This window comes from Candidatus Pseudothioglobus singularis PS1, from assembly GCF_001281385.1.
In the GTDB taxonomy this organism is placed as follows: domain Bacteria; phylum Pseudomonadota; class Gammaproteobacteria; order PS1; family Pseudothioglobaceae; genus Pseudothioglobus; species Pseudothioglobus singularis.
The window spans coordinates 254,662-278,981 of record NZ_CP006911.1 but is presented as its reverse complement, the minus strand read 5'-3'; the positions used below and the strand labels follow the sequence as shown (position 1 = coordinate 278,981).

The 24,320-nt window shown below is 39.1% G+C and carries 29 protein-coding genes and 3 tRNA genes; 13 read left to right on the top strand and 19 right to left on the bottom strand.

The features are described 5' to 3' along the window. Positions 1-3 precede the first annotated feature (3 nt). The 12 genes from rplV to W908_RS01335 form a co-directional block, all read right to left on the bottom strand. Positions 4-336 (bottom strand): 50S ribosomal protein L22, encoded by a 333-nt coding sequence (rplV, locus tag W908_RS01390; RefSeq protein ID WP_020025144.1) that lies wholly within the window; start codon positions 334-336, stop codon positions 4-6. A 21-nt stretch (positions 337-357) separates the two neighbouring features. Then, on the bottom strand, positions 358-624 hold the full coding sequence (gene rpsS / locus W908_RS01385) for a 30S ribosomal protein S19 (protein WP_020025143.1): 267 nt from the start codon (positions 622-624) through the stop codon (positions 358-360). Between the two features lie 9 nt (positions 625-633). Then, positions 634-1,458, bottom strand: coding sequence for a 50S ribosomal protein L2 (gene rplB / locus W908_RS01380; RefSeq protein ID WP_053819647.1), 825 nt, complete (start codon positions 1,456-1,458; stop codon positions 634-636). Positions 1,459-1,468: 10 nt separating this feature from the next. Then, a complete protein-coding gene (gene rplW, locus W908_RS01375) occupies positions 1,469-1,759 on the bottom strand; it encodes a 50S ribosomal protein L23 (protein ID WP_020025141.1) in 291 nt (96 codons plus the stop codon). Then, a complete protein-coding gene (gene rplD, locus W908_RS01370) occupies positions 1,756-2,370 on the bottom strand; it encodes a 50S ribosomal protein L4 (RefSeq protein WP_020025140.1) in 615 nt (204 codons plus the stop codon). The genes rplW and rplD overlap by 4 nt, the downstream gene beginning before the upstream one ends. A gap of 27 nt (positions 2,371-2,397) precedes the next feature. Continuing rightward, positions 2,398-3,267, bottom strand: a complete 870-nt coding sequence (gene rplC / locus W908_RS01365; RefSeq protein WP_053819646.1) for a 50S ribosomal protein L3 — start codon at positions 3,265-3,267, stop codon at positions 2,398-2,400. Positions 3,268-3,290: 23 nt separating this feature from the next. Beyond that, positions 3,291-3,602 (bottom strand): 30S ribosomal protein S10, encoded by a 312-nt coding sequence (gene rpsJ / locus W908_RS01360; RefSeq protein WP_020026353.1) that lies wholly within the window; start codon positions 3,600-3,602, stop codon positions 3,291-3,293. 75 nt (positions 3,603-3,677) lie between these two features. Next, positions 3,678-4,868 (bottom strand): elongation factor Tu, encoded by a 1,191-nt coding sequence (gene tuf / locus W908_RS01355; protein WP_020026356.1) that lies wholly within the window; start codon positions 4,866-4,868, stop codon positions 3,678-3,680. Between the two features lie 13 nt (positions 4,869-4,881). Continuing rightward, positions 4,882-6,984 carry an elongation factor G gene (fusA, locus tag W908_RS01350; protein ID WP_053819645.1) on the bottom strand — a complete coding sequence of 701 codons (2,103 nt, stop codon included), beginning with the start codon at positions 6,982-6,984 and terminating at the stop codon, positions 4,882-4,884. Positions 6,985-6,999: 15 nt separating this feature from the next. Beyond that, entirely contained in the window at positions 7,000-7,467 is a 468-nt protein-coding gene (rpsG, locus tag W908_RS01345; RefSeq protein WP_020025196.1) for a 30S ribosomal protein S7, read from the bottom strand. A gap of 19 nt (positions 7,468-7,486) precedes the next feature. Next, entirely contained in the window at positions 7,487-7,861 is a 375-nt protein-coding gene (rpsL, locus tag W908_RS01340) for a 30S ribosomal protein S12 (protein ID WP_020025197.1), read from the bottom strand. 88 nt (positions 7,862-7,949) lie between these two features. Continuing rightward, positions 7,950-8,432, bottom strand: coding sequence for a low molecular weight protein-tyrosine-phosphatase (locus W908_RS01335; RefSeq protein WP_053819644.1), 483 nt, complete (start codon positions 8,430-8,432; stop codon positions 7,950-7,952). 242 nt (positions 8,433-8,674) lie between these two features. Between W908_RS01335 and W908_RS01330 the strand changes: the two genes are divergently transcribed. From W908_RS01330 to W908_RS01300, 7 genes are all read left to right on the top strand, one after another. Beyond that, a complete protein-coding gene (locus W908_RS01330; protein WP_417903551.1) occupies positions 8,675-9,517 on the top strand; it encodes a KpsF/GutQ family sugar-phosphate isomerase in 843 nt (280 codons plus the stop codon). 34 nt (positions 9,518-9,551) lie between these two features. Beyond that, positions 9,552-10,940 (top strand): UDP-N-acetylmuramoyl-L-alanyl-D-glutamate--2,6-diaminopimelate ligase, encoded by a 1,389-nt coding sequence (locus W908_RS01325; RefSeq protein WP_053819642.1) that lies wholly within the window; start codon positions 9,552-9,554, stop codon positions 10,938-10,940. Next, positions 10,927-12,255, top strand: a complete 1,329-nt coding sequence (locus W908_RS01320) for a UDP-N-acetylmuramoyl-tripeptide--D-alanyl-D-alanine ligase (protein WP_053819641.1) — start codon at positions 10,927-10,929, stop codon at positions 12,253-12,255. Before W908_RS01325 ends, W908_RS01320 begins: the two co-directional genes overlap by 14 nt. Positions 12,256-12,289: 34 nt before the next feature. After that, positions 12,290-12,366: transfer RNA gene (locus W908_RS01315), tRNA-Arg, on the top strand. 54 nt (positions 12,367-12,420) lie between these two features. Next, positions 12,421-13,035 carry a CDP-diacylglycerol--glycerol-3-phosphate 3-phosphatidyltransferase gene (gene pgsA / locus W908_RS01310; RefSeq protein WP_236849172.1) on the top strand — a complete coding sequence of 205 codons (615 nt, stop codon included), beginning with the start codon at positions 12,421-12,423 and terminating at the stop codon, positions 13,033-13,035. A 29-nt stretch (positions 13,036-13,064) separates the two neighbouring features. Then, positions 13,065-13,140, top strand: a tRNA-Gly gene (locus tag W908_RS01305). A 58-nt stretch (positions 13,141-13,198) separates the two neighbouring features. Then, positions 13,199-13,272, top strand: a tRNA-Cys gene (locus tag W908_RS01300). Between the two features lie 14 nt (positions 13,273-13,286). Here W908_RS01300 and W908_RS01295 read toward each other — a convergent pair. The 3 genes from W908_RS01295 to W908_RS01285 all read right to left on the bottom strand — a co-directional run bounded on the left by W908_RS01295 (position 13,287) and on the right by W908_RS01285 (position 16,110). Further along, positions 13,287-15,020, bottom strand: a complete 1,734-nt coding sequence (locus tag W908_RS01295; protein WP_020023499.1) for a SulP family inorganic anion transporter — start codon at positions 15,018-15,020, stop codon at positions 13,287-13,289. A 105-nt stretch (positions 15,021-15,125) separates the two neighbouring features. Continuing rightward, positions 15,126-15,443 carry a branched-chain amino acid transporter permease gene (locus tag W908_RS01290; protein WP_053819639.1) on the bottom strand — a complete coding sequence of 106 codons (318 nt, stop codon included), beginning with the start codon at positions 15,441-15,443 and terminating at the stop codon, positions 15,126-15,128. Then, on the bottom strand, positions 15,436-16,110 hold the full coding sequence (locus W908_RS01285) for an AzlC family ABC transporter permease (protein ID WP_053819638.1): 675 nt from the start codon (positions 16,108-16,110) through the stop codon (positions 15,436-15,438). The genes W908_RS01290 and W908_RS01285 overlap by 8 nt, the downstream gene beginning before the upstream one ends. Positions 16,111-16,356: 246 nt before the next feature. Here W908_RS01285 and sat point away from each other — a divergent pair, with 246 nt between their 5' ends. From sat to W908_RS01255, 6 genes are all read left to right on the top strand, one after another. After that, entirely contained in the window at positions 16,357-17,562 is a 1,206-nt protein-coding gene (sat, locus tag W908_RS01280; protein ID WP_053819637.1) for a sulfate adenylyltransferase, read from the top strand. A gap of 170 nt (positions 17,563-17,732) precedes the next feature. Continuing rightward, positions 17,733-18,527: a hypothetical protein gene (locus tag W908_RS01275; RefSeq protein WP_053819636.1), complete on the top strand. Its 795-nt coding sequence runs from the start codon at positions 17,733-17,735 to the stop codon at positions 18,525-18,527. Positions 18,528-18,552: 25 nt separating this feature from the next. Beyond that, positions 18,553-19,023 carry an adenylyl-sulfate reductase subunit beta gene (gene aprB / locus W908_RS01270; protein WP_020023504.1) on the top strand — a complete coding sequence of 157 codons (471 nt, stop codon included), beginning with the start codon at positions 18,553-18,555 and terminating at the stop codon, positions 19,021-19,023. Then, on the top strand, positions 19,023-20,858 hold the full coding sequence (gene aprA, locus W908_RS01265) for an adenylyl-sulfate reductase subunit alpha (protein WP_053819635.1): 1,836 nt from the start codon (positions 19,023-19,025) through the stop codon (positions 20,856-20,858). The genes aprB and aprA overlap by 1 nt, the downstream gene beginning before the upstream one ends. Positions 20,859-20,930: 72 nt before the next feature. Next, positions 20,931-21,281, top strand: a complete 351-nt coding sequence (locus W908_RS01260) for a hypothetical protein (RefSeq protein WP_053819634.1) — start codon at positions 20,931-20,933, stop codon at positions 21,279-21,281. Positions 21,282-21,298: 17 nt separating this feature from the next. Then, the gene (locus tag W908_RS01255) at positions 21,299-21,769 is read left to right on the top strand and encodes an FKBP-type peptidyl-prolyl cis-trans isomerase (RefSeq protein ID WP_053819633.1); all 471 of its coding nucleotides are present in this window, start codon (positions 21,299-21,301) and stop codon (positions 21,767-21,769) included. A gap of 14 nt (positions 21,770-21,783) precedes the next feature. Here W908_RS01255 and W908_RS01250 read toward each other — a convergent pair whose 3' ends face one another. The 4 genes from W908_RS01250 to W908_RS01235 are packed head-to-tail and all read right to left on the bottom strand — an operon-like array spanning position 21,784 to position 24,307. After that, a complete protein-coding gene (locus tag W908_RS01250) occupies positions 21,784-22,269 on the bottom strand; it encodes a metallophosphoesterase family protein (RefSeq protein ID WP_053819632.1) in 486 nt (161 codons plus the stop codon). Further along, the gene (locus W908_RS01245) at positions 22,269-23,465 is read right to left on the bottom strand and encodes an argininosuccinate synthase (protein WP_020023509.1); all 1,197 of its coding nucleotides are present in this window, start codon (positions 23,463-23,465) and stop codon (positions 22,269-22,271) included. Before W908_RS01245 ends, W908_RS01250 begins: the two co-directional genes overlap by 1 nt. Beyond that, positions 23,465-23,857, bottom strand: coding sequence for a DUF2914 domain-containing protein (locus W908_RS01240; RefSeq protein WP_053819631.1), 393 nt, complete (start codon positions 23,855-23,857; stop codon positions 23,465-23,467). The genes W908_RS01245 and W908_RS01240 overlap by 1 nt, the downstream gene beginning before the upstream one ends. Next, positions 23,858-24,307 (bottom strand): YcgN family cysteine cluster protein, encoded by a 450-nt coding sequence (locus tag W908_RS01235; protein ID WP_053819630.1) that lies wholly within the window; start codon positions 24,305-24,307, stop codon positions 23,858-23,860. Positions 24,308-24,320 lie beyond the last annotated feature (13 nt).

Sequence of the window (24,320 nt, the reverse complement as noted above, 5' to 3'; positions counted from 1 at the left end):
TATTTACTCGCTTACGCCAACACTAATGTGGCTTGTTCGTTTAAGAATTCGATTCGCTCTTCCTTTTGCTCTTGGACGAATTCGCTTCATTGTAGAGCCCTCGTTTACGAAAACACTACTCACTTTTAACTCATCAATATCTAGACCATCATTATGCTCAGCGTTAGAAATTGCAGAACTTAAAACCTTCTTGACTAAGACTGCTGCTTTTTTATTGCTAAATGTCAAAATATTCAAAGCCTCTTCAACAGGCTTGTTTCTGATCTGATCAGCAATTAATCTCACCTTGAAGGCAGAGATTTTTGCATACTTATGAATTGCTTTAACTTCTTTCATTTTTATAACCCTTTGCTAAAACTACTTTCTATCACCTGAGTGACTTTTAAATGTTCTTGTTGTGGCAAATTCGCCTAACTTATGTCCAATCATATTCTCGTTAATCGAAACAGGAACATGAACTCGGCCATTATGAATAGCTATTGTAAGACCAATCATCTCAGGCACGATTACTGAACGGCGTGACCATGTTTTAATTGGTTTTCTATCATTACTATCTTGAGCCTTTAAAACTTTTTGAATTAAATGCTCATCTACAAATGGACCTTTTCTAAGTGATCTTGCCATAATTACCCTTTATTTTCTTCTACGGACAATAAGCTTGTCAGTACGTTTATTAGTTCTTGTTTTGTAACCTTTCGTTGGTGTACCCCATGGAGAAACTGGGTGTCTTCCACCACTTGTCTTACCTTCACCACCACCATGTGGGTGATCGACAGGGTTCATAACAACACCACGAACTGTAGGCCTAACTCCTCTCCAACGAGTGGCACCAGCTTTTCCAAGTTTTCTTAAGCTATGCTCTGATTTAGATACTTCACCAAGAGTCGCACGACACTCAGCCAAAACTTTTCTAACCTCACCAGAACGTAATCTGATTGTTACGTAATTACCTTCCTTCGCAACCAATTGAACTGAAGTACCAGCACTTCTAGCAATCTGTGCACCTTTCTTAGGCTTTAACTCGACGCAATGAATAACACTACCTAGAGGTATGTTGCTCAAAGGAAGACTGTTACCCTTTTGGATTGCAACTGAATTTCCAGAGACGATCTTGTCTCCTGACTTGACGCCTTTCGGCGCAATAATATAACGTCTCTCACCATCAGCGTATAAGACTAGAGCGATGTTTGCACTACGATTTGGATCGTACTCAATTCTTTCAACTGCTGCTTCAATATCATCCTTATTGCGCTTAAAGTCAATAATACGATATCTTTGCTTATGGCCTCCACCTCTATGCCTTACAGTAATCTTTCCGCGGTTATTACGGCCATTAATTCTATTTTTACTTTCTGTTAATGCAGCAAAAGGCTTACCTTTATGCAAGTCATTATCAACAACACTTACAACAAATCGTCTGCCTGGTGAAGTTGGTTTTCTTTTAATAACTGTTGCCATAATAAATTCTCTATGATGCAGTAGCGTCGATCATCTGACCTTCAGATACCCTAACGACTGCTTTTTTCCAATTAACACGCTGTCCAGTTTTACCTCTGTAAATTTTCTTTTTTCCTTTTACATTTGAAGTCGTAACGCCTTCAACAGTAACACCAAACAATTCCTCGACTGCTGCACTTATTTCTCTTTTATTGCTATCAGTTCTAACTTTAAAAACGTACTGATTGTTAGCCGTAGCTAGAGTAGTTTTTTCAGAAACGATTGGCCCAAGGAGGACGCTCAATACTTTTTCTTGATTCATAACATTGCCTCAACTTTCTTTAACGCAGCTTTAGTTAAAACTACATTCTCATAACCAATTAAACTGACTGGATCGATGCTTTGTGTATCACAAACGCCGACATGGTACAAATTACGTGAAGACAAGTATAAGTTCTCATCTAACTCGTCTGTCATCAAAAGAGCATCCTTTAAATCTAAGGATTTCATAAGTGATGTAATATTTTTTGTTTTAGGCTCTTTAATTTCAAGATCTGAAACAACTTTCAAACGGTCATTGCGAAGGAGCTCAGAAAAAATAACGCTGATTGCACCCTTGTACATTTTTTTATTTACTTTTTGAGAATAGTTGCGTGGCTGTGCTGCAAAAGTTACTCCACCACTTCTCCAAATCGGTCCTCTTGAAGTTCCCGCTCTTGCACGGCCAGTACCTTTTTGTTTCCAAGGTTTTTTACCACCACCACTCACTGCTGAGCGATTTTTTTGCGCCTTCGTTCCACTTCTTCCACCTGCCATATAAGCAGTCGTAATTTGATGTACTAGTGACTCATTGTAGTCACGGCCAAAAATATCTTCAGAAACTTCTTGTGAAGTAGATTTGTTTGTTTTTAGATTCAATACTTTTACTTTCATCACTAGACCTATATATATTCTATTTTTTTAAGCTTCAGCTTCTTTATCTTTGCCCTCGTCAGCTTCATCAGCTGACTCTGCTTTTGGCGACTCTACTGGAGCCGCTTCTTCTGCTGGAGCCATTTCTTCAACTGGAGCTTCTGCTGCAGCTTTTGCTGCCTCAACCTCTGCTTTTGCTGCTTCAGCTTCTGCGGCTTCATTAGCTAACTTATCTGAAAGCTCTTTGGTTACTTTAGAATTAGCAGTATTTTTCTTGTCTGACAAAAACACTCTCACAAAGCCATTTTTTGACCCTGGAATCGCGCCCTTAACTAATAACAAGTTACGATCACTATCAACTCTTAAAATCTCAAGGCACTCTTCAGTCACCTGAGCGTTACCCATTTGACCCGCCATTTTTTTACCTTTAAATACACGGCCAGGCTCTTGGCACTGACCAGTAGATCCAATAGCACGGTGAGATATAGAGTTACCGTGTGTTGCATCCTGCATACTAAAGTTATGGCGCTTTACACCACCTTGAAAACCTTTACCTTTAGATTGGCCGGTAACATTAACGAAGTGTCCTGCACCAAAAAATGAAATATCAAGATTAGGCATTGCTGAGATTTCAGTATCGCTTACTCTCATCTCCCATAGGCCATGGCCTATTTCTTGAGATGCCTTAGCGTAGTGACCCTTAAGAGAACTACTGACGCGTCCAATTTTGGCTTCACCTTTCTTGTTCATCTTCCTACCAGTAGTCACTTGCACTGCATTGTAACCATCAGTATCAACTGACTTAGTCTGCACTATGCGATTAGGTTCTATTTTTATAACACTTACAGATGCTGCTGAACCATCATCAGCCATAAGTCGCGTCATTCCTACTTTTTGTCCTACTAATGCAATTGCCATTTTCTTAATCCTATCTATATCTATTAGTTAAGTTGAATTTTTACGTCAACTCCCGCAGCCAGATCTAATTTCATCAAAGCGTCTACGGTTTTATCAGTTGGACTGATTACATCCATCAACCTAACATATGTTTTTAACTCGTACTGATCTCTAGCATCTTTGTTAACATGCGGAGAAGTCAATACAGTAAAGCGTTCTTTCTTTGTAGGCAAAGGGATTGGGCCCCTTACACTAGCACCTGTGCGCTTAGCTGTCTCTACAATCTCTACGGCTGATTTATCGATTAAACGATGATCAAATGCCTTTAATTTAATTCTAATATTTTGATTGCTCATTTGCCTATTTGCCTTATCTAACTTCCGAAACGAAAAAACCGTCGATTATACAATAATTCGACGGTCTTAATTTAACTAACTTGTTATCTTCGAGACGACTCCAGCACCTACCGTGCGTCCGCCTTCTCTAATTGCAAATCTTAAACCCTCTTCCATTGCAATTGGAGCAAGTAACTCAACTGTCATCTTCACATTGTCGCCTGGCATCACCATTTCAGTACCTGATGGTAATTCACATGCGCCAGTTACGTCTGTTGTTCTGAAGTAGAACTGTGGACGATAGTTGTTGAAGAATGGCGTATGACGGCCACCTTCTTCTTTGCTTAAGATATAGACTTCAGCTTCAAACTTAGTGTGCGGGTTGATCGTACCTTTCTTAGCGAGTACTTGACCACGCTCAACTTCTTCACGCTTGGTACCACGAAGAAGAACACCGACGTTATCACCTGCTTCACCTGAGTCAAGCAACTTTCTAAACATTTCAACACCTGTACAAGTTGTCAACTGAGTGTCTTTAATACCTACGATTTCGATTTCATCACCCACGTTTACAACGCCGCGCTCGATACGACCAGTAACAACCGTTCCACGACCTGAGATTGAGAACACGTCCTCAATTGGCATAAGGAATGTCTTATCTGTATCACGCTCTGGTGTTGGGATATAAGTGTCTAACGCTTCAACCAACTTCAGGATTGAAGGAACACCGATATCTGATGTGTCACCCTCGAGTGCTTTTAGTGCTGAACCAAAAACAACCGGCGTGTCATCACCTGGGAATTCATATTCTGTTAGAAGCTCACGGATTTCCATTTCAACAAGTTCAACGAGTTCTTCATCGTCAACCATATCCGCTTTATTCATGTAAACAACAATATATGGAACACCGACCTGACGAGACAATAGAATGTGCTCACGTGTTTGAGCCATTGGTCCATCAGTAGCAGCGATTACAATAATAGCGCCGTCCATCTGTGCAGCGCCTGTAATCATGTTCTTTACATAGTCAGCGTGTCCTGGACAGTCAACGTGTGCGTAGTGACGAGCTTCTGACTCATACTCTACGTGTGCTGTTGAGATAGTGATACCACGCTCTCTTTCTTCAGGAGCATTATCAATATCTGCGTAATCCTTGAACTCACCGCCACGGGCTTCAGCCATCACCTTAGTAAGGGCTGCAGTTAAAGTCGTTTTACCATGGTCAACGTGACCAATTGTTCCCACATTTACGTGTGGTTTGGTTCTTTCAAATTTTTCTTTTGCCATTTTTAATCCCCGATTAAGAATTTAATTTTTCAATAACATCTTCTGCAACATTTCTTGGAGCCGCAGTATATTTAGCAAACTCCATTGAATAGTTTGCACGTCCTTGTGACATAGAACGAAGGTCTGTCGCATAGCCAAACATTTCAGCTAAAGGTACTTCAGCTCTAATTTGCTTTCCAGCAGGCGTATCATCCATCGCACTTACAATACCTCTGCGACGGTTGAGATCACCCATCACATCACCCATGTAATCTTCAGGTGTTGAAACTTCAACTTTCATCATAGGCTCAAGCAGTTGAGGATTAGCAAGTTTCACACCCTCTCTGATACACATTGAAGCAGCAATTTTAAATGCCATTTCATTAGAGTCAACATCATGGTATGAGCCGTCATAGACTGTTACCTTAACGTCAACTAATGGGAAGCCAGCAATAACACCATTCTGCATCTGCTCCTGAACACCTTTGTTGACCGCTGGAACATATTCCTTAGGAATAACACCACCTTTAATTTCATCAACAAACTCATAGCCAGTTCCTGGCTCTTGAGGCTCTATTCGCAGATAGACATGTCCGTACTGACCACGACCACCAGACTGTTTAGCAAACTTATGTTCGTGCTCGACTAGAGTCGTAATTGTTTCACGGTATGCCACTTGAGGCGCACCAACATTACACTCAACATCAAACTCACGCATCATACGATCAACGATGATGTCTAAGTGAAGTTCGCCCATACCAGCAATAATAGTTTGGCCAGACTCTTCATCTGATGAAACTCTGAACGATGGATCTTCGTTAGCGAGCTTACCTAGAGCAATACCCATCTTCTCTTGGTCAACCTTAGTTTTAGGTTCAACAGCAACAGCAATAACCGGCTCAGGAAATTCCATTCTTTCAAGAACAATTTTGTCCTTCATGTCACACAATGTATCACCAGTAGTCACATCTTTAAGACCAATCGCAGCTGCGATGTCTCCGGCTCTTACTTCCTTAATCTCTTCACGGTCATTAGAGTGCATTTGTACAATACGACCGATGCGCTCTTTCTTGTCTTTCGATGAGTTGTATACAAAATCACCTGACTTCAAGACACCTGAGTAAACTCTGAAGAAAGTTAAGTTGCCCACGAACGGGTCAGTCGCAATTTTGAAAGCTAATGCAGCAAACGGCTCAGTATCTGTTGGAATTCTTGGCGCAACAGTTTCAGCTGCATCATCTAAGATTCCACTAATTGGCTCAACATCTAACGGAGAAGGCATATACATAATCATTGCGTCTAGAACAGCCTGAACGCCTTTGTTTTTAAATGCAGTACCACAAAACATAGGAATGATTTCATTCGCAATTGTTTGTAAACGGATACCTTCTTTAATTTCGTCATCAGTCAGAGTACCTTCTTCAAGATAACTTTCCATTAATTCTTCTGTTGCCTCAGCCGCAGATTCAATCATGAATTCACGCTTCTCATCGGCTAGGTCCTGAAGCTCAGCAGGTACATCCTTTACTTCATAGGTAGCTCCTTGGTCTGCTTCATTCCAATAAATTGCTTTCATTCTAATAAGGTCAACAACACCCTCGAAAGCATCCTCTGCACCAATAGCAATTTGCATTGGAACAGGGTTAGCACCTAATCTAGTTTTAACTTGTTCAACAACTCTCAAGAAATCTGCACCTGCTCGGTCCATCTTATTAACAAAGCCGATTCTTGGAACGTTATATTTGTTAGCTTGTCTCCAAACTGTTTCTGATTGAGGCTCTACTCCGCCAACCGCACAAACAACGGCGCAAGCGCCGTCTAATACTTTAAGTGACCTTTCGACTTCAATCGTAAAGTCCACGTGTCCTGGGGTATCAATAATATTGACACGATGATCATCAAATTGACCATCCATACCATTCCAGAAACATGTTGTTGCAGCTGAAGTAATTGTAATCCCTCTTTCTTGCTCCTGCTCCATCCAGTCCATTGTTGCACTTCCGTCGTGAACCTCACCAATTTTGTGAGTACGACCTGTATATAAAAGAATACGTTCAGTTGTAGTTGTCTTTCCGGCATCAATATGTGCCATGATTCCGACATTACGATAACGATTAATAGGTGTGATTCTTGCCATGATTGATTCCTTAAATTACCAGCGGAAATGAGCAAAAGCTTTGTTTGCTTCTGCCATTCTATGAGTGTCTTCTTTCTTCTTGAATGCAGTACCACGATTCTGAACTGCATCAAGAACCTCTCCAGCTAATCTAAGCTTCATACCTTTTTCACCACGTTTTCTTGAGGCTTCTATAATCCAGCGCATTGCCAAAGCGACCTTACGATCTGATCTAACTTCGACTGGAACTTGATAAGTTGAACCACCAACACGGCGAGACTTGATTTCAACTTGAGGACCAATATTGTCTAATGCCTTTTTAAATGTTTCGATTGGCTCAGCGTTACCTTTAGATTCGATTGTATCCAATGCATCATAAACAATCTTTTCTGCAACTGATTTCTTACCATCAAGCATCAGAATGTTTACAAATTTAGCTAGTACGAGATCGCCGTACTTAGGATCTGGTAATATTTGTCTTTTTGGTGCGGCTCTTCTTCTCATATTAGTATTCTCTTAAAAATTATTTTTTAGGTCTCTTAGTACCGTATTTTGAACGGCCTTGCATTCTTCCATCAACACCTGTTGTATCTAGTGCACCACGAACAGTGTGGTAACGAACACCAGGTAAATCCTTTACACGACCACCACGGATAAGAATCACAGAGTGCTCTTGAAGATTGTGACCTTCACCACCGATGTAAGTAGTAACTTCAGCAGAGTTAGTCAGTCTTACACGAGCAACCTTTCTAAGAGCAGAGTTTGGTTTTTTTGGAGTTGTAGTATAGACTCGAGTGCATACCCCACGCTTTTGCGGGCAGCTGTCTAATGCAGGAACACCAGTTTTAACTATCTTCTTACTTCTCGGCTTTCGTACCAATTGGTTAATCGTTGACATAAAGGTTTATACTCCAATGTATATTTAGTTTTTCGCCCACTTTGGGGTGAATAAAGCCGGCAATTATACTTTGGTGGTATCTACGATGTCAATGAATATTGGTCTTTTTTTCGATACTTTCATAAAAAGACAAACAGGCTGAGTGGACCATTTTGAAGACTTCATCAAATTTCCCTTCATAGTAGGGGTCAGGAACACTAGCGCCAGGGTAATCATTAGAATAATCTAACATTAATTTAATCTTTGAATAACTATCCTTAGGGCAGATTGATTTCAATCTCCCAAGGTTGTCAGAATCCATGGCAATAATAAAGTCATAGTAATAAAAGTCACTCTCATGAACTTGACGTGCTCTCTGGCTTGACAAATCAATACCATTTTTAATCGCAGCTTGTTGGGATCTTTGATCAGGTGAATTACCTATATGATATGCATGCGTCCCAGCTGAGTCTATTTCAAAATATTGTGACTTAGTATTTTTTTCAACAATTGATCTAAAAGCACCCTCTGCTGTAGGTGAGCGACAAATATTACCCATGCAAACAAATAGAACTTTATTTTTTAATTCCACTAACTTAGCTCAGACAATATAAATAATAAAAAATTTTCCATATCGAGATTATATAACCCATTCTTGTTAAATAATATTTATAATCTATATACATAACAAAGACCAATTCTACTGAGCCTGTGGGTAAATCATTAATCGATATTGCTAAAGAAGTCATTCAAACTGAGTCTGACTCTGTTTTACTTTTAAAGGACAGAATTGATCAAAATTTTATCGACGTTTGTCATACTCTCAAAAGCTGTATGGGGAAAGTTGTTCTGATTGGAATGGGTAAGTCTGGCCATATTGCTAAAAAAATCTCTTCAACCTTGGCATCTACAGGGACTCCTGCTTTCTACTTACACCCAGGAGAAGCTGGTCACGGTGATCTTGGGATGGTGAGTCATGACGATGTTGTTATTATGATTTCTTATTCTGGGGAGTCAGATGAGATTATTGCACTGCTCCCAGGCATCAAAAGAATGAATGTACCTATTATCAGTATGACAGGGAATGCTAACTCTTCAATCGCCTCATCAAGTGATTTTCATTTGGATGTCAGCGTTGATAAGGAAGCGTGCCCTCACAATTTAGCGCCAACTTCGAGCACGACAGTTGCCTTGGTGATGGGGGATGCCATTGCTGTATCGCTTATCTCTTCAAACAATTTCACATCAGAAGATTTTGCCATGTCTCATCCTTCAGGATCTCTAGGCAGAAGACTCCTTACCCTTGTTTCCAGCATTATGAAATCAGGGAAAGATATTCCAATGGTCTCTAAAGAGACGCTCCTTATTGATAGCCTTTTAGTGATGAGTGAAAAGGCGCTTGGAATGGTTCTCATTTCTGAAAATGAAAAGCTTATAGGGATCTTTACAGATGGTGACTTAAGAAGGGCGTTGGAGTCCAATGTCGATTTTCAGAAGGTAGCCATTGGAGATGTCATGACCATAGATTGCAAGTCCATTGAGCCACAAGAACCTGCATTAATCGCAATGAAGTTGATGGAGAAATACAGCTTAAACTCATTGCCAGTTGTTGACTCAAGTAACAATATAGTTGGCGCAATCAACATGCATACTTTGATTCAAGCAAAATTATTTTAATAAGTATAAATTACCTTAATAGGTTTTAATAACAATGGACATTAAAACCCTTTTATCTAGCATTCATCAAACAGCTGAAATATTCGACGTTTCTGGGATTTCGCTTAATTCGAATACACTTTCTAAAGGTGATTTATTTATTGCGCTTCAAGGTGAGAATAGTCATGGTGTAGAGTATATCGACAGCGCCATTGAGAATGGCTGCGTAGCAGTTTTAATAGAGGGAAAAGACTTTGAATGTGATGTTCCCACTATACGCATTGATAACCTCAAGACGCACCTATCTAAGCTTGCTCAAAATTTTTACACACAAGCAAAGAATGTTGATCTCATTGCAGTTACTGGAACAAATGGCAAGACCTCTGTCAGTCATTACATTTCGCAGTTACTAGATTTCTTAGAGGTTGATAATGGCGTCATCGGAACTCTGGGAATCAGCAAGGTGGATAAGAAGAGTGTTAATACAACGCCAGACATCTTCTCAATATACAGTTCACTTGAAGAATACTGGAATCAGGGAATAAAGCTAGCCATCATTGAGGCCTCTTCTCATGCGCTCATACAAGATCGACTTGAGGGGCTTTCATTTATTCAGGGCATTTTTACTAACCTGACTCAAGATCATCTTGATTACCATGAGACAATGGACAATTATCGAGAGGCCAAAGTCAAACTATTTAAGAATGGCTTCTCAAAAAAAGCTATTATTAATCGGGATGATGAAAGCCATCAATACTTTTTAGATAATGCCTCGGACAAGAATCCAATAACGTTTGGGCTTGATGATTTAGAATTCTTTAAGAATAGTGAGAATGGTTTTATTTGTCAGCTCAATAATTACGTCTTTGAGTTGCCCTTAGTTGGAGAGTTTAATCTTTCGAATGCGATGGCTGCTTATCAAAGTGTCAAATGCTTGGGATACAGTGACGATCAAATTATTCCTTTTCTGGCAGAGCTTTCACCGCCGCCCGGAAGAATGCAGCAGCTAGAAAACTCTCACATTTGGGTAGACTATGCCCATACGCCAGATGCACTCGATAATGCCCTTTCTACACTTAAGACACACTACCCAGAATTCAAAATTAGGGTCCTATTTGGCTGTGGTGGTGATAGAGATAAAGGCAAAAGACAGATTATGGGCAAGATAGCGAGTGAGACTGCTGACAGCATTATCTTAACTAATGACAATCCTAGGAGTGAGGACCCTCAGTCAATCGTGAATGATATTCTGGCAGGAACAAAAGTTGAAAATGATGTTCAGGTCATCTTAGATCGGGGTGATGCAATCAAATCAGCCGTCCAGACACTTGGTGAAGAAGAGGCACTGCTGGTAGCCGGTAAAGGTCATGAAACGACTCAAGTTATAGGGTCCAAAACTCTTCAGTTTAGTGACATTGAGGAAGTATTGAATGCTCTCAACTAATATCCAAAAAATTGCTGAGGTTGTAAATGGCAAGTTAAATAGTAACGAAGCTAGAGAGTTTAATGGGGTCTGTACTGATACCAGGGCAGATATCAATGGGAAACTTTTCATCGCACTGGAGGGTCCAAATTTTGATGCCCATACCTTTGCACAAAACGCAGAAGAGTTAGGCGCAATTGCAATCATTGCTCATAAGAAAATTCATTCAAACTTACCTGTGATCCAAGTCAAAAATACTGAGAAGGCTTACCAAGATATTGCGGCCTGGCATCGCCAATCTCACTCCCCCATTGTCATTGCAATCACGGGAAGTAATGGCAAAACTTCGACTAAGAATATGCTCAACTCTATTTTGTCGATTGCTGCGCCTACTCTATCAACAAAAGGCAATCTTAACAATCACCTTGGTGTTCCAAAAACACTCCTTGAGCTGGAAGAGAGGCACAAGTACTGCATTATTGAGATGGGTGCAAATCATCAACATGAAATCTCACTATTATGCTCCATTGCGAGTCCAAATATTTCAATCATTACCAATGCGAATAACGCTCATTTAGGTGAATTTGGAAGCGAAGAAAACCTAGTAAAAGCTAAAGGAGAAATATTAGAATCATTAACTAAAGATGGTGTAGCCCTAATAAATATTGCCTCTCCGCACAAAGAAACCTGGCATGAAATGTCTAACACCCAGAGTCTCACCTTTTTTGGTAAGGGTAGCGGGATATATCCAAGTGAAATCACTGGATCCAAATCTCGCATCAACTTCAATCTTAACCATAGTAATGCTTCTTTGAATGTAAATCTTTCTATGATTGGACTGCATCAGGTTGACAATGCATTGGCTGCTGCTGCTTGTGCCATTGCACTTGGAATTGAGCCAGATGTTATTAAAAAAGGCCTTGAAAATACCCTGCCAGAAAAAGGCCGACTAGAGTTGATTGAACTTGAGAATTTTAAGATACTTGACGATAGCTATAACGCAAACCCAGAGTCAATGAAGGCTGCAATAGATTGTATTGGTAATTTTTCTGGGGAGAAAGTTTTGGTGCTTGGATCTATGGGTGAACTCGGTATAGATTCACAAAAATTGCATCAAGAAATCGGTAACTATGTTCGTCAATCCAAGATTGATCATCTGTTAACAATTGGAGAAGACGCTAAAGAATATCAGGGCCAACAGTTTGAAGATATAAACTCTATTTTTAAGTCAATTCAAACTAATCATCAAGGCTCCACAATACTAATTAAAGGATCAAGGATGATGCGGCTAAATGAATTAGTTGATAATTTAGTAAATAGCGAAAACTCTTCTTGACCTTTAGATGAAACATGGCGATAATTACGCAGCTGCGCTCGTAGCTCAACTGGATAGAGTACTCGGCTACGAACCGAGCGGTTGCAGGTTCGACTCCTGCCGAGCGCGCCAACCTTATAAAGTTTATTCTAAACGCAATGAGTCTTTGATAGAATTAACATTATGATGACTCTCCCAAACCTAATCACCCTATCAAGAATCTGCTTAATTCCAGTTTTCATTGGTTTATTTTACTTACAACCGGACTATGTAGAAGGTAGGCCGGGTGAAATTCTAGAGTCGCTATCCGAAAATAGTCTTAGCTGGGTTCATTACTCAATTGTTTCAATATTCGTGCTTATAAGTGCAACCGATTTTATAGATGGTTTTTTAGCAAGAAGGCTTAATCAGGTCTCTAAACTTGGAGCATTTCTCGATCCGGTTGCAGACAAATTATTAGTTTGTACAGCGCTTATTCTTTTAGTCGACTATTATCACACGTGGTTTGTAACAATACCTTCAGTCATTATTATCTCTAGAGAAATTCTTGTTTCTGCCTTAAGAGAATGGATGAGCGAGATTGGCCAAAGGGCCAATGTTGCAGTATCTTGGATTGGTAAATCTAAAACCCTTGTTCAAATGGTGGCGATAATTTTTCTGCTGATTCATCAACCACTCTTCACTTTTTCAGAAGAAGAGATAAATATAATGGGTTTTGTACTGTTGTTTTTTGCTACATTTCTCACTTTATGGTCTGGTATAAAATATCTTGTTGCCGGCATAAAAACATTTGACAGTTAGAAAAAAAACACTATAATTTCTCACCTTGTGCGGGAATAGCTCAGCTGGTAGAGCATCACGTTGCCAACGTGAATGTCGCGAGTTCGAATCTCGTTTCCCGCTCCAAATTCTAACTGCGTTTTTGGCCTGTAGAAAACAGGCTTTTTTTAGTTAAAGCTAAAATGGCTGGGTAGCAAAGCGGTTATGCAGGGGCCTGCAAAGCCTTTTAGACCGGTTCGACTCCGGTCCCAGCCTCCAATTATCTTTGCATCTTAGTGACATTCATTAAAAACAAGCGCTTGACATTTTTCGCACTTGCTCTTATCAAGCCTATCATAAAGAACCTTAATTGCTTCCGATTTAGTGTCAAAGAAGTTCTCACGTCCTATCTCATTGACAAAGTTAACCTTCTCCATAAACTCGAAGGCAGTCGACTTAACGGCAACAAAATATAGACTTCCATTTTGAGCTTTAAGACGCTTGTTCTCATTCAAAAGTGCCTCAATTCCAGCAAGGTCAATAAAGTTAACTCCACTTGCTACAATCAAAATATGATAGATTCTTTGGTTGTCAACAATTCTGCTGAGCTGTTTTTGAATATGATTTATGGATCCAAAATAGATTGACATATCAATTCGAATGATTTTGAGTTGTGGACACTGTACTAAAGGCGCTTTTCGAATGCTTTGCAGTCTCCTATCACCCTCACCAGGCGGCGTAGCAAATGCAAGTGTATGAACATCTGGGGTTGAAGTTTTGGCAATAAAGAGCATTAAAGATAATAGCACTCCTAAATAGATTGCAAACTCTAACTCAAACAATAAAGTAGCAAGAAATGTAGCTGTAAAGATCACACTTTCCGACTTGCTATACTTAAAGGTTTTTCTGATATTTTTAAAGTCAACAAGATTGTAGGCAACTAGCAAAATAATTCCTGCCATTGCTGCAAGTGGCAAATAGGCAATTAAGGGAGCCACCAGAAGAACAATTACCATTAAAAAAAGTGCTGCCAGGATAGCAGATAGTGGCGTTCTTGCCCCAGCTTCAAAGTTTACACCTGACCTGGTAAAGGAGCCAGAGGATGCATAGCTGGAAAGAAAACTTCCAACAATATTAGAAGCGCCTTGACCAACAAACTCCTGATTAGCATCAATTCTTTGGTTTGATTTTGTTGCTATTGACCTTCCAATAGATGATGCCTCAATAAGCCCCAATAGTGCTATAGCAAATGCTTCAGGAGCAAGCTCCTTTAATGAATTTAATGAAAAGTCTGGTGTTGATAATGGTGGAAAATAAGCAGGCATCGCTCCAACAGTTTTTATCGTGTCGGTCAGTCCACTTAAATAAAATGCAAGAACACCACCAACAAGCATACCGATTAAAAGGTTGGGATACTTTGGCCTTAAAATTTTAACCAAAATTGCACTCATTAATGTTCCTAGCCCAACAATTAATAAATATATATTGAACTCACCAACACCCCAATATATATCAAACCAAGTGTGTATAAAATCTTCCCCTCTAGCTATGTCAATTCCGACAATATATGGAATTTGACTACTTGCAATTAGTAATGCAGCTCCTGCTGTAAATCCAATTACTACGTTATGAGAAACAAAGTTTATCAAAAGACCAAATTTAGCCAAACCGAATACAAGTTGATAGACACCTGCTAAAAAAGTAAGCGTCAAAGCCAATGAAACAAACTCTTCAGTGCCTGGCTCAGCATACTTACTGACTGCTGCAAAAACAACGATTGAGATTGCTGTTGTTGGGCCAGAGACAAGATGAAAAGACGACCCAAAAAGTGCAGCAATAATCGGGACCACCATTGCAGTATATAGACCATATTCTGGGGGCATTCCAGCAATTGTTGCAAACGCAACACTTTGGGGAAGAACAATAATCGCACCAGTCAAACCTGCGAAAAAATCAGCCTTAATTGTCTCCAAAGTGGTCAGCCTAAACCAAACTATAAATGGAAAAATTTTTGCTAATTGAATCATAAATGTTACGGCTTAAAAAGTGTTGATATTCGGTGGGTGGTAGATTATATAGTAATTCCTATGAGCTTATAGTTCTGAAGATATATTAATTCATTATGGTCCATATTACATTTGAACAAAAAACATATAAACAATAGTCCCAGAAACAATACTTAATAATGCGTTTCTCTTTAAAATTTGAAGACCTACAGTAACAGCAAGAGCAAATAAAGTATAAAAAATTTCAGTCGATAGGTAATCAACCTCTTTCAACATATAAATGACAAGAATCATCATTACCATTGGTGGAGTATTTTTTGCTACAAAATTGAGCTTAGCATTCTCTTTTCCAGGGGTAAACATCAAGAAGGGAGTAAGCCTTGTGAGATAGGTTGAGATTGCCATCACCAACATCACAGCCAAAAGATATTCTATTTCATTCATAATGAGATTTGTTTACTAGTCGAAATATAAGGATTGATCCAATTGAGATAATAATCGCCACAATAAGCATGTGATCGATAAAAAACATTAGTGCGATAAAAGAGGCTATAAAGCCAATCATAAAAGGCAATAATCTTTTAACCATGATCCATTGTTCGATAAGCAAAACTACAAATAAGGCCGTAGCTGCAAACTCCATACCTTCAGTATTGAAAGATAAAATCTCTGAAGATAATGCGCCAATAGTGCAGCCTAAAACCCAGTAAATTTGGGCAAATAAAGTAATGAAAAAGAAATACTTTTTTTTATTAAAACCTTTAGGAACATTGATAGAAGTCATGAGTGCATATGTTTCATCTGTAAGTCCAAAAATCATATATAACTTTCTTAAGTTCCAATTACCAAAGCTTTCAAGAAAAGCGATCCCATAAAACATATGTCTAGAGTTAAGTAAGAAAGTTGACATTGCCATTTCAAACAGACCAACACCAGCAGCTAAAAGCCCAATAGCCATAAACTGTGCAGCACCAGCATAAACAACAATTCCCATGAGGGATGCAAAATACCAAGGGTAGTTTAATTCTTGAAATAAAAGCCCAAACGCTATTCCCAGAGGGACAAAGCCAAACAGGATTGGTAGAGATGTTTTTAGAGCAGTTTTTATCATTTTTAGATTTCTTATAAACCTTTATTTTTTTAATATATAAGTCATAATGAGTGTTGCAATCACAATAAAAAAGATTAAAACATATATATTAATTCATGTATACTTTTTTTGGTAGAAAAATAGTACTTTTTAGATCAAGATTTAATTGACTTATTCTATCAATTAAACCTATGATAACATATCGTTAACTCATGTATATGAGTATAGAAAAATCTAAAAAATTTATTAAAACTTAAAAAAAATTATATGTCCAAACTTGTTCCACCTCATGGAAGTAATGAACTCAAAATCCTCGCCCTAGAAGGTGATGACTTAGAAATCGAACAAAAAAAATCAAGCTCATTAACTCAGGTTATTTGCTCGTCTAGAGAATTTGGTGATGTCATCATGTTTGGTATAGGAGGATTTACTCCCCTTGAAGGCTTTATGAATCAGGCGGATTGGTTAAGTGTTTGCCACAACATGGCACTAGAAAATGGCACTTTTTGGCCTATCCCTATAACCCTGTCTTCAGATGATGAGGATATTAAAGTAGGACAAGAAGTTGCGATTGTATATGAAAAAACTAATGAGATTATTGCGACCATGCTCATCTCAGAAAAATATACAATCGATAAAGAACTTGAATGTAAGAAAGTTTTCAAGACAAATGATACCGACCATCCTGGTGTGGCAATTGTCATGGCTCAGGGTAAATACAATCTAGCTGGCTCAGTAAAAGTCTTGTCTGATGGCGGTTTTCCTGAGCAATACGGTGAACTTTACATGACCCCTTCAGAAACCCGCTCTTATTTTGATGAAAAAGGTTGGTCAAGCATTGCTGCATTCCAAACTCGAAATCCTATGCATCGGTCTCATGAATACTTGGCAAAGATTGCGATAGAAATATGTGATGGTGTCATGATTCATTCTACATTGGGAGAACTTAAGCCTGGAGATATTCCTGCTGATGTTCGATCAAAGGCTATATCAACATTGATTGAAAACTACTTTGTCAAAAATACCGTTCTTCAGTCAGGCTACCCATTAGATATGAGATATGCTGGACCTAGGGAGGCACTATTACACGCCTTATTTAGACAAAATTATGGCTGCTCTCACTTAATTGTTGGCAGAGATCATGCTGGTGTTGGTGATTATTATGGTCCGTTTGATGCTCACAATATATTTGATGATATTGGTGCTGATTTAGTGACTAAACCATTAAAAATTGATTGGACCTTCTGGTGCAACAAATGTGCTGGAATGTCCAGCATGAAAACTTGCCCTCACAGTCACGAAGACAGACTCCTTCTCTCAGGATCAAAATTAAGACATCTCCTTAGCGAAAACGAAGATGTCCCGGAAAACTTTTCAAGGCCAGAGGTTCTTAAAATTCTCCAAAAATATTACTCTGAAATTAAGGATAGTGACAAAGTTAAAGTGGAACTTAAGGGGCACTCTGCGAAGTAGGCAATGATAACAATACATAATATCGACTGGTCCATTAGTTATGAGTTTTCTGGTTCTATAAAATTCACACTTCTAGAGCCTATTTCACCTACAATTGCACGCTCGGAAATATAGTGCATTTAGTTTGAAAAAGTAGTTCGTAATGCAATTAATTAAAGGAAAAATATAACATGATCTCTATAAACCCATTTTCTGAAATATCAGCCTTCATTCCATCACTTGTGATGCAAACCTATGTTGTTGTGATGTTTCTTCTTGTGATTGGTGCAACTCTTTTTGACGTTGTACATAAGAAAAGTGCTAAATACTTTTTTAATAATTCAGTTAAGGCAAAAAAATCTGCCACAAGAGAAGTTAGCTCAGGAGAGAAAGTTTCAATTGCTTTCAAAACTGCTACTAACGAAGTCTTAACCTCCTCAGAGTTTTGCAGCACTAGAAGAAGACTCGCTCATCTTCTTACAATGTATGGATTTGTGCTGTTTGTCATAGCGACTGCAGTCATGATATTCTCATACTCCACTCCAAGCTCTATAACTCCATCACTATGGCCATTATTATGGCATTTAGGTGCTGCAATGTTATGTGTTGGTGGCTACTGGTTTTGGTTCTTCATTAGAGTTGATGTCGCCGCAGAGGGAAATAAGTGGTACAGGGTAATGAGAGCAGATCTATTTGTTCTGTCGCTTATTGCGATGGCAACTTTTGCACTAATTTGGTCCTATTTTCAAGCTAATGGTGTAGCAATTTGGCAGACTCTATTCTTTGGTCTTTTTATAATTGCAAGCACTGTTCTTTTTGGTGGCGTTTTGTGGTCAAAATTTGCACACATGTTTTATAAGCCAGCTGCAGCTTTTCAAAAAAGAGTTACCAAGGCAGATGGATCAAGAGAAAACCTTCCAGAGCCCGCAGATATGCCAGAGAAATTTGGCCTTGGAATCAAACGTGAAGCACCACGTCACTATTAATAATTAATTTTTCGGAGAAAATATTATGCCAACTTTTGTATACATGACAAGATGCGATGGATGTGGACACTGTGTTGATATCTGTCCATCAGATATCATGCACATCGACAAAACTATTCGTCGCGCAGTTAACATTGAACCAAATATGTGTTGGGAGTGCTACTCTTGTGTGAAAGCATGCCCTCAAAATGCAATTGACGTAAGAGGTTATGCCGACTTTGCTCCTCTTGGTCATAGCGTGAGAGTTCTTCGTGAAGAAGAGAAAGGAACTATCTCATGGAAAATTAAGTTTAGAGATGGTCGTGAGAAAAATTTTGTATCACCTATCACTACTCAACCATGGGGAGAGAAGATCCCTAAGCTTGGTGATCTAGAAGTTCCTGATCAGGCAGCCCTTGATTCACAACTATTGTGTTTTGAGCCTGACGCACTTAATGTTGAAAAAGGTTTACCTGTCATCAGTAAGGACAAGCTTAAAGAGGGAGTATATTACTAATGGCAAAAAGAAAAACTGTTTGGGAAGACTGTGACATTCTAGTTGTTGGTGGTGGAATGGCTGGAACTGGTGCCGCCTATGAGGCGAGATACTGGGGCCGTGATATGAGAATTATTTGTGCAGAAAAAGCAAACATTGATCGAAGTGGTGCGGTTGCTCAAGGCTTATATGCTATCAACTGCTACATGGGAATGCAATGGGATGAGAACCAACCTGAGGACCATGTAAGGTATGCAAGAAATGACTTAATGGGACTAGTTCGTGAAGATCTTGCTTTTGATATGGCTCGACATGTTGACTCAGCTGTTCATAAATTTGAAGAATGGGGCCTGCCCATTATGAGAAATGAAGAGACTGGTCGCTATCAGCGTGAAGGAAAATGGCAGATTATGATCCATGGAGAGAGCTATAAGCCAATCGTTGCAGAAGCTGCACGTAAGTCAGTGGATAAAATTTATAACCGAATAATGATTACCCATCTATTGATGGATGAAGCTAAAGAAAACCGCGTAGGTGGTGCAGTTGGATTTAATTGTAGAACCGGTGATTACCATGTGTTTAAAGCTAAAGCAGTTATTGTTGGTGCTGGTGGCGCTTCTCATATTTTCAAGCCTCGCTCAGTTGGTGAAGGCATGGGTAGAACTTGGTACGCTCCATGGAGTAGTGGTTCTGCATATGCACTTCCTATTCAAGTTGGCGCTAAGATGACGCAAATGGAAAACCGTATTGTATTAACTCGATTTAAAGATGGATATGGACCGGTTGGTGCTTATTTCCTTCATCTTAAGACTTATACTCAAAATACTTATGGTGAGGAATATGAGTCAAAGTGGTATGAGCATACCAAAGCTATGGTGGGTGAGTACATTGACCATACACCAACACCAACTTGCTTAAGAAATCATGCATTTATTGAAGAGGTTAAGGCTGGAAGAGGACCAATTCATATGGTTACAATGGAAGCCTTCCAAGACCCTCACCTTGAGGTTATTGGCTGGGAGAACTTTCTAGGTATGACTGTTGGTCAAGCTGTAGTTTGGGCGTCACAGAATATTGATCCTAAATATACAAATCCTGAGCTTACCACCTCTGAGCCTTACGTTATGGGCTCTCATGCGACCTGTTCAGGTGCATGGGTAAGTGGTCCTGAAGATATTTCTCCCCCTGAATATTTCTGGGGATACAATAGAATGCTCACTGTAGATGGGCTTTTTGGAGCAGGTGATACAGTTGGTGGGACTGCTCATAAATTCTCATCAGGCTCATTTACGGAAGGAAGGATAGCAGCTAAAGCTGCTGTTAAGTACATCCAAGATATGGGTGATGATAAAATCCAAGTTAGTAACAAGCAGTGTGATGATCTTAAAGAAATAATTTTTAAACCTCTTGAGAACTATACTGTTGGTCGCAACGAAATTACTGCTGGTACAGTTTCCCCTAGCTATTTATTACCAATTCAAGGCCTTCAAAGACTTGAAAAAATTATGGATGAATATGTTGGTGGTATTAGTGTGAATTATATGACTAATGGTAATCTTCTTACTCGTGGTATTGAGTTGCTTGGTATCCTTCAAGAAGATCTTGAACATATTGGTGCAGAGGACTTGCACCAACTGATGCGTGGATGGGAATTAAAACACAGAACAATAACTTCTGAGTGCGTTGCTCAGCACACTCTGTTTCGTGAAGAAACACGCTGGCCAGGATATTATTATCGAGGCGATCATATGAAACTTGATGATGATAATTGGCACTGTCTTACTGTCTCTAGACGTGATCCAAAGACTGGTGAATGGGCAATGGAAAAAGCACCTCTTTATCATATAGTTGATTAGTCAATAAAAAATAAATAGTGAATTGAGGCCTCATACTTGGGGCCTCAATAATTTTAACTACTGGATGAATAAATGAACCTTCTTGAAAAAACTAATGATGAAATTCTAGAAATAGCAGAACCACTATGGGATGATTTAGTTGTATCATCAAATAAACGAGACTACCTCGGCTTTATTAAGCATTTTTCAAAAGAAATGCTAATGGGTGCCAATGAAATTGAGATTGGCAAACAATGGACAAAAAATAAAATGCTATCTAGTCTTGCAGTTGAGAGAGAGTTTTTAGGTTGTCTTAGGCGAGGTGATTACATAACAGTTCTATACAAGCAGACAAGTGATGAGGTTCCTGGAGAATTCTTAGGTCGACTTGTTTTGGGTATTGAAGAGGGTGAAGTTAAAATATTTGGCGCAACAATTTTCTAATTTTTTTAGTTGAAGATATGAGCAATACTATTACAACGAATAAATTTGTTGAACTAACCTATAGAATCATCGACCAAACTAATGGTGAAGTTATAGAGCAAGTTGAAGAGCCTTTGGGTTACGTTCAAGGTGATAATACGCTGCTGTTCAATCAAGTTACCAAAGAATTAGAAGGCAAATCTGTTGGCGATGAGGTAGAGATTCTTCTTAAGGCTGAAGATGCTTTTGGTGCAAAATTGGAAGAGTTGATTTTTACTGATGAAATTAATAATGTACCCTTAGAGTATCGATTTATTGGTGCAGCTGTAACCATGCAAAATGATAAAGGTGGCACTAAAGATTTTATTGTATCAAGCATTGAAGATGGCAAATTGACCATTGATGGAAATCATCCTCTTGCAGGAAAAGATATTATTTTTTATGTTGAAGTCTTGTCGGTTCGAGATGCAACCGCTGATGAAATCATTGAAGGTGGATCAATCGATTAAGGCTAATTGATTACTTAGAAAACATCATCAAAAATTTGTGGCTCAATATCCCATTCATTATTATTTTTAATAGTGAGCTGTAGGCATTTTGCTGCGCCATAGTTCCTAGTCTTTCCAGCTGAACCTGGATTGACCACCCAAGTAGGTCCTTCTTTGTCAATGACCTGTTTATGTGTGTGCCCATATACAACTATTTTGGCGTTGGGGTAAGTATCCCTTAAAGAATCATGACTTGGCTGAATATGGCCATGCATATGGCCATGCTCTACCGCTATATTGCCGCCAGGAAGGTCAAGCATCTCTACCTCTCCAAGAGAACTGATATGCAAATCATTATTGCCCTTAACAGCAATTATTTTTTGTTTTGGCCTTAACACTCTTAGAGAATCTTCATCGACTATATCGCCTGCATGAATCACAAAATCACAGTCGTTCATGAGCTTAATAATTTCAGGATGAATTACTCCATGAGTATCAGAAAGGATGCCGACTTTTATCACTATTGGAGGGATTTCAATCTAAGTCTTAGTGCATTAAGCTTGATAAAGCCCTCCGCATCTTTTTGGTTGTATGCGCCTCCGTCATCCTCAAATGTTGCAATTTTCTCGCTAAACAAACTGTTGTCAGATTTTCTTCCAACAACTGAAGTATTACCCTTGTATAGCTTAACTCTGACAACACCACTCACATTTTCCTGAGAAGCATCAATAGCTGCCTGCATCATTTCACGCTCTGGTGCAAACCAAAAACCATTGTAAATAAGTTTGGCATATTTGGGCATTAGCTCATCTTTTAGATGAGCCGCTTCACGATCCAAGGTTAATGACTCTATCGCACGATGCGCTTTAAGCATAATAGTACCAGCTGGAGTTTCGTAACAGCCTCGTGACTTCATTCCAACAAAACGATTTTCAACAATATCAAGACGTCCTATGCCATGCGCTCCAGCAAGCTGATTCAATGTCTCCATTACTTTTGCTGGTGACATAGGCGAGCCATTAATTGCTGTAATGTCACCTTTTTCATAAGTTAGCTCAATATATTCAGGCTTATCAGGAGCGTTCTCAGGTGACACTGTCCAGCGCCACATTTCATCTTCAGCTTCTTGCCATGGGTCTTCTAAAAGATCGCCCTCATAAGATATGTGGAGCAGATTTGCATCCATAGAGTATGGAGATTTTTTTGATTGTTTCTTATAATCAACCTCAATATTATGCTTTTCTGCATAGTCCATTAAGCTTTCACGAGATGATAAATCCCACTCACGCCATGGAGCTATAATCTGAATTTCAGAGTTAATAGCATAAGCATTTAATTCAAACCTTACCTGATCATTTCCTTTTCCAGTTGCTCCATGAGAAATCGCATCAGCGCCAACCTCTTTAGCAATCTCCACAAGTCTTTTAGAAATTAAAGGTCGAGCGATAGAGGTGCCTAAAAGATACTCGCCCTCATAGATTGCATTTGCTCTAAACATTGGAAAAACAAAATCACGTGCAAACTCTTCTCTCAAGTCTTCAATATAAATTTCTTTGATTCCCATTGCCTCAGCCTTCAATCGGGCTGGCTCAACTTCTTCGCCTTGACCGATATCAGCCGTGAAGGTAACGACCTCACAACTATATGTATCTTGGAGCCACTTAGCAATGATGCTAGTGTCTAAACCGCCTGAATATGCCAATACAACTTTTTTCATTATTTATTTATGTAGTTAAATTCTTTTTGATAAAGTACTTCACCATCCGCACTGAGTACTTCAACGCTCCATAGCCCAATCCAAGTTGGCCACAAATTTTTAGAAGACCAGACTCTCCATCTTGGTCCGCCAACATCAAACACAACATCTGCCATTACTTTGTTATTGTATATCCAGCGATGCGTAACTCGCTGACCTTGAAGGTTGCGGATATTTGTAAAAAAATAGATTTTACCCAAAGAATTGTCAAGCTCTTCAATAATATTGATAGGTGCCCTATCTTTAATGTCTAGAGCAAAGACTGCTTTTGAAATGTTTTGATGTGGCCAATCGTTAGCCAAAACATTGAAAGTGATGAGCAAGCTGAATATTAATGTGATTAATTTTTTCATCTATTCCACCCATTTAATAACATGTTCGAATAATTGATCTTCGTTAATTTCGTTATCCCTATAAGTTCTTCCTCTGACTGAAATTCCCGCTAAATGAACGCTATTTTTGTCTCCACTGATAAGTGGGTGCCACTCATGAAGGGCTTTTCCTTCATATAGTAACCGATATGCGCAGGTAGTTGGCAGCCAATTGAACTTTTCACCCCAACCTGGATTAATAGTTAAGCAATCTGGGACATACTTTTGACGATCTAAATAATGTGGACAAGAGCAGCTCTCTTCATCAAGATAATGGCATGCAACATCTGTAAAGTAAACCTTCCCCGAACTATCATCTTCTAGCTTATGTAGACAGCATCGCCCACATCCATCGCAGAGTGACTCCCACTCCTCAACGCTCATTTCTTGAAGCGACTTAGTCTGCCAAAAAGGTGCGTTTGAATTTTCCAAAGTTATTTAGAGG

What these genes read in the sequence shown, in the direction of transcription:
- rplV (WP_020025144.1), bottom strand. Translation starts at nt 336, where the DNA reads ATGAAAGAAGTTAAAGCAATTCATAAGTATGCAAAAATCTCTGCCTTC.
- rpsS (WP_020025143.1), bottom strand. Translation starts at nt 624, where the DNA reads ATGGCAAGATCACTTAGAAAAGGTCCATTTGTAGATGAGCATTTAATT.
- rplB (WP_053819647.1), bottom strand. Translation starts at nt 1,458, where the DNA reads ATGGCAACAGTTATTAAAAGAAAACCAACTTCACCAGGCAGACGATTT.
- rplW (WP_020025141.1), bottom strand. Translation starts at nt 1,759, where the DNA reads ATGAATCAAGAAAAAGTATTGAGCGTCCTCCTTGGGCCAATCGTTTCT.
- rplD (WP_020025140.1), bottom strand. Translation starts at nt 2,370, where the DNA reads ATGAAAGTAAAAGTATTGAATCTAAAAACAAACAAATCTACTTCACAA.
- rplC (WP_053819646.1), bottom strand. Translation starts at nt 3,267, where the DNA reads ATGGCAATTGCATTAGTAGGACAAAAAGTAGGAATGACGCGACTTATG.
- rpsJ (WP_020026353.1), bottom strand. Translation starts at nt 3,602, where the DNA reads ATGAGCAATCAAAATATTAGAATTAAATTAAAGGCATTTGATCATCGT.
- tuf (WP_020026356.1), bottom strand. Translation starts at nt 4,868, where the DNA reads ATGGCAAAAGAAAAATTTGAAAGAACCAAACCACACGTAAATGTGGGA.
- fusA (WP_053819645.1), bottom strand. Translation starts at nt 6,984, where the DNA reads ATGGCAAGAATCACACCTATTAATCGTTATCGTAATGTCGGAATCATG.
- rpsG (WP_020025196.1), bottom strand. Translation starts at nt 7,467, where the DNA reads ATGAGAAGAAGAGCCGCACCAAAAAGACAAATATTACCAGATCCTAAG.
- rpsL (WP_020025197.1), bottom strand. Translation starts at nt 7,861, where the DNA reads ATGTCAACGATTAACCAATTGGTACGAAAGCCGAGAAGTAAGAAGATA.
- W908_RS01330 (WP_417903551.1), top strand. Translation starts at nt 8,675, where the DNA reads ATGGGGAAAGTTGTTCTGATTGGAATGGGTAAGTCTGGCCATATTGCT.
- W908_RS01325 (WP_053819642.1), top strand. Translation starts at nt 9,552, where the DNA reads ATGGACATTAAAACCCTTTTATCTAGCATTCATCAAACAGCTGAAATA.
- W908_RS01320 (WP_053819641.1), top strand. Translation starts at nt 10,927, where the DNA reads ATGCTCTCAACTAATATCCAAAAAATTGCTGAGGTTGTAAATGGCAAG.
- pgsA (WP_236849172.1), top strand. Translation starts at nt 12,421, where the DNA reads ATGACTCTCCCAAACCTAATCACCCTATCAAGAATCTGCTTAATTCCA.
- W908_RS01295 (WP_020023499.1), bottom strand. Translation starts at nt 15,020, where the DNA reads ATGATTCAATTAGCAAAAATTTTTCCATTTATAGTTTGGTTTAGGCTG.
- W908_RS01290 (WP_053819639.1), bottom strand. Translation starts at nt 15,443, where the DNA reads ATGAATGAAATAGAATATCTTTTGGCTGTGATGTTGGTGATGGCAATC.
- W908_RS01285 (WP_053819638.1), bottom strand. Translation starts at nt 16,110, where the DNA reads ATGATAAAAACTGCTCTAAAAACATCTCTACCAATCCTGTTTGGCTTT.
- sat (WP_053819637.1), top strand. Translation starts at nt 16,357, where the DNA reads ATGTCCAAACTTGTTCCACCTCATGGAAGTAATGAACTCAAAATCCTC.
- W908_RS01275 (WP_053819636.1), top strand. Translation starts at nt 17,733, where the DNA reads ATGATCTCTATAAACCCATTTTCTGAAATATCAGCCTTCATTCCATCA.
- aprB (WP_020023504.1), top strand. Translation starts at nt 18,553, where the DNA reads ATGCCAACTTTTGTATACATGACAAGATGCGATGGATGTGGACACTGT.
- aprA (WP_053819635.1), top strand. Translation starts at nt 19,023, where the DNA reads ATGGCAAAAAGAAAAACTGTTTGGGAAGACTGTGACATTCTAGTTGTT.
- W908_RS01260 (WP_053819634.1), top strand. Translation starts at nt 20,931, where the DNA reads ATGAACCTTCTTGAAAAAACTAATGATGAAATTCTAGAAATAGCAGAA.
- W908_RS01255 (WP_053819633.1), top strand. Translation starts at nt 21,299, where the DNA reads ATGAGCAATACTATTACAACGAATAAATTTGTTGAACTAACCTATAGA.
- W908_RS01245 (WP_020023509.1), bottom strand. Translation starts at nt 23,465, where the DNA reads ATGAAAAAAGTTGTATTGGCATATTCAGGCGGTTTAGACACTAGCATC.
- W908_RS01240 (WP_053819631.1), bottom strand. Translation starts at nt 23,857, where the DNA reads ATGAAAAAATTAATCACATTAATATTCAGCTTGCTCATCACTTTCAAT.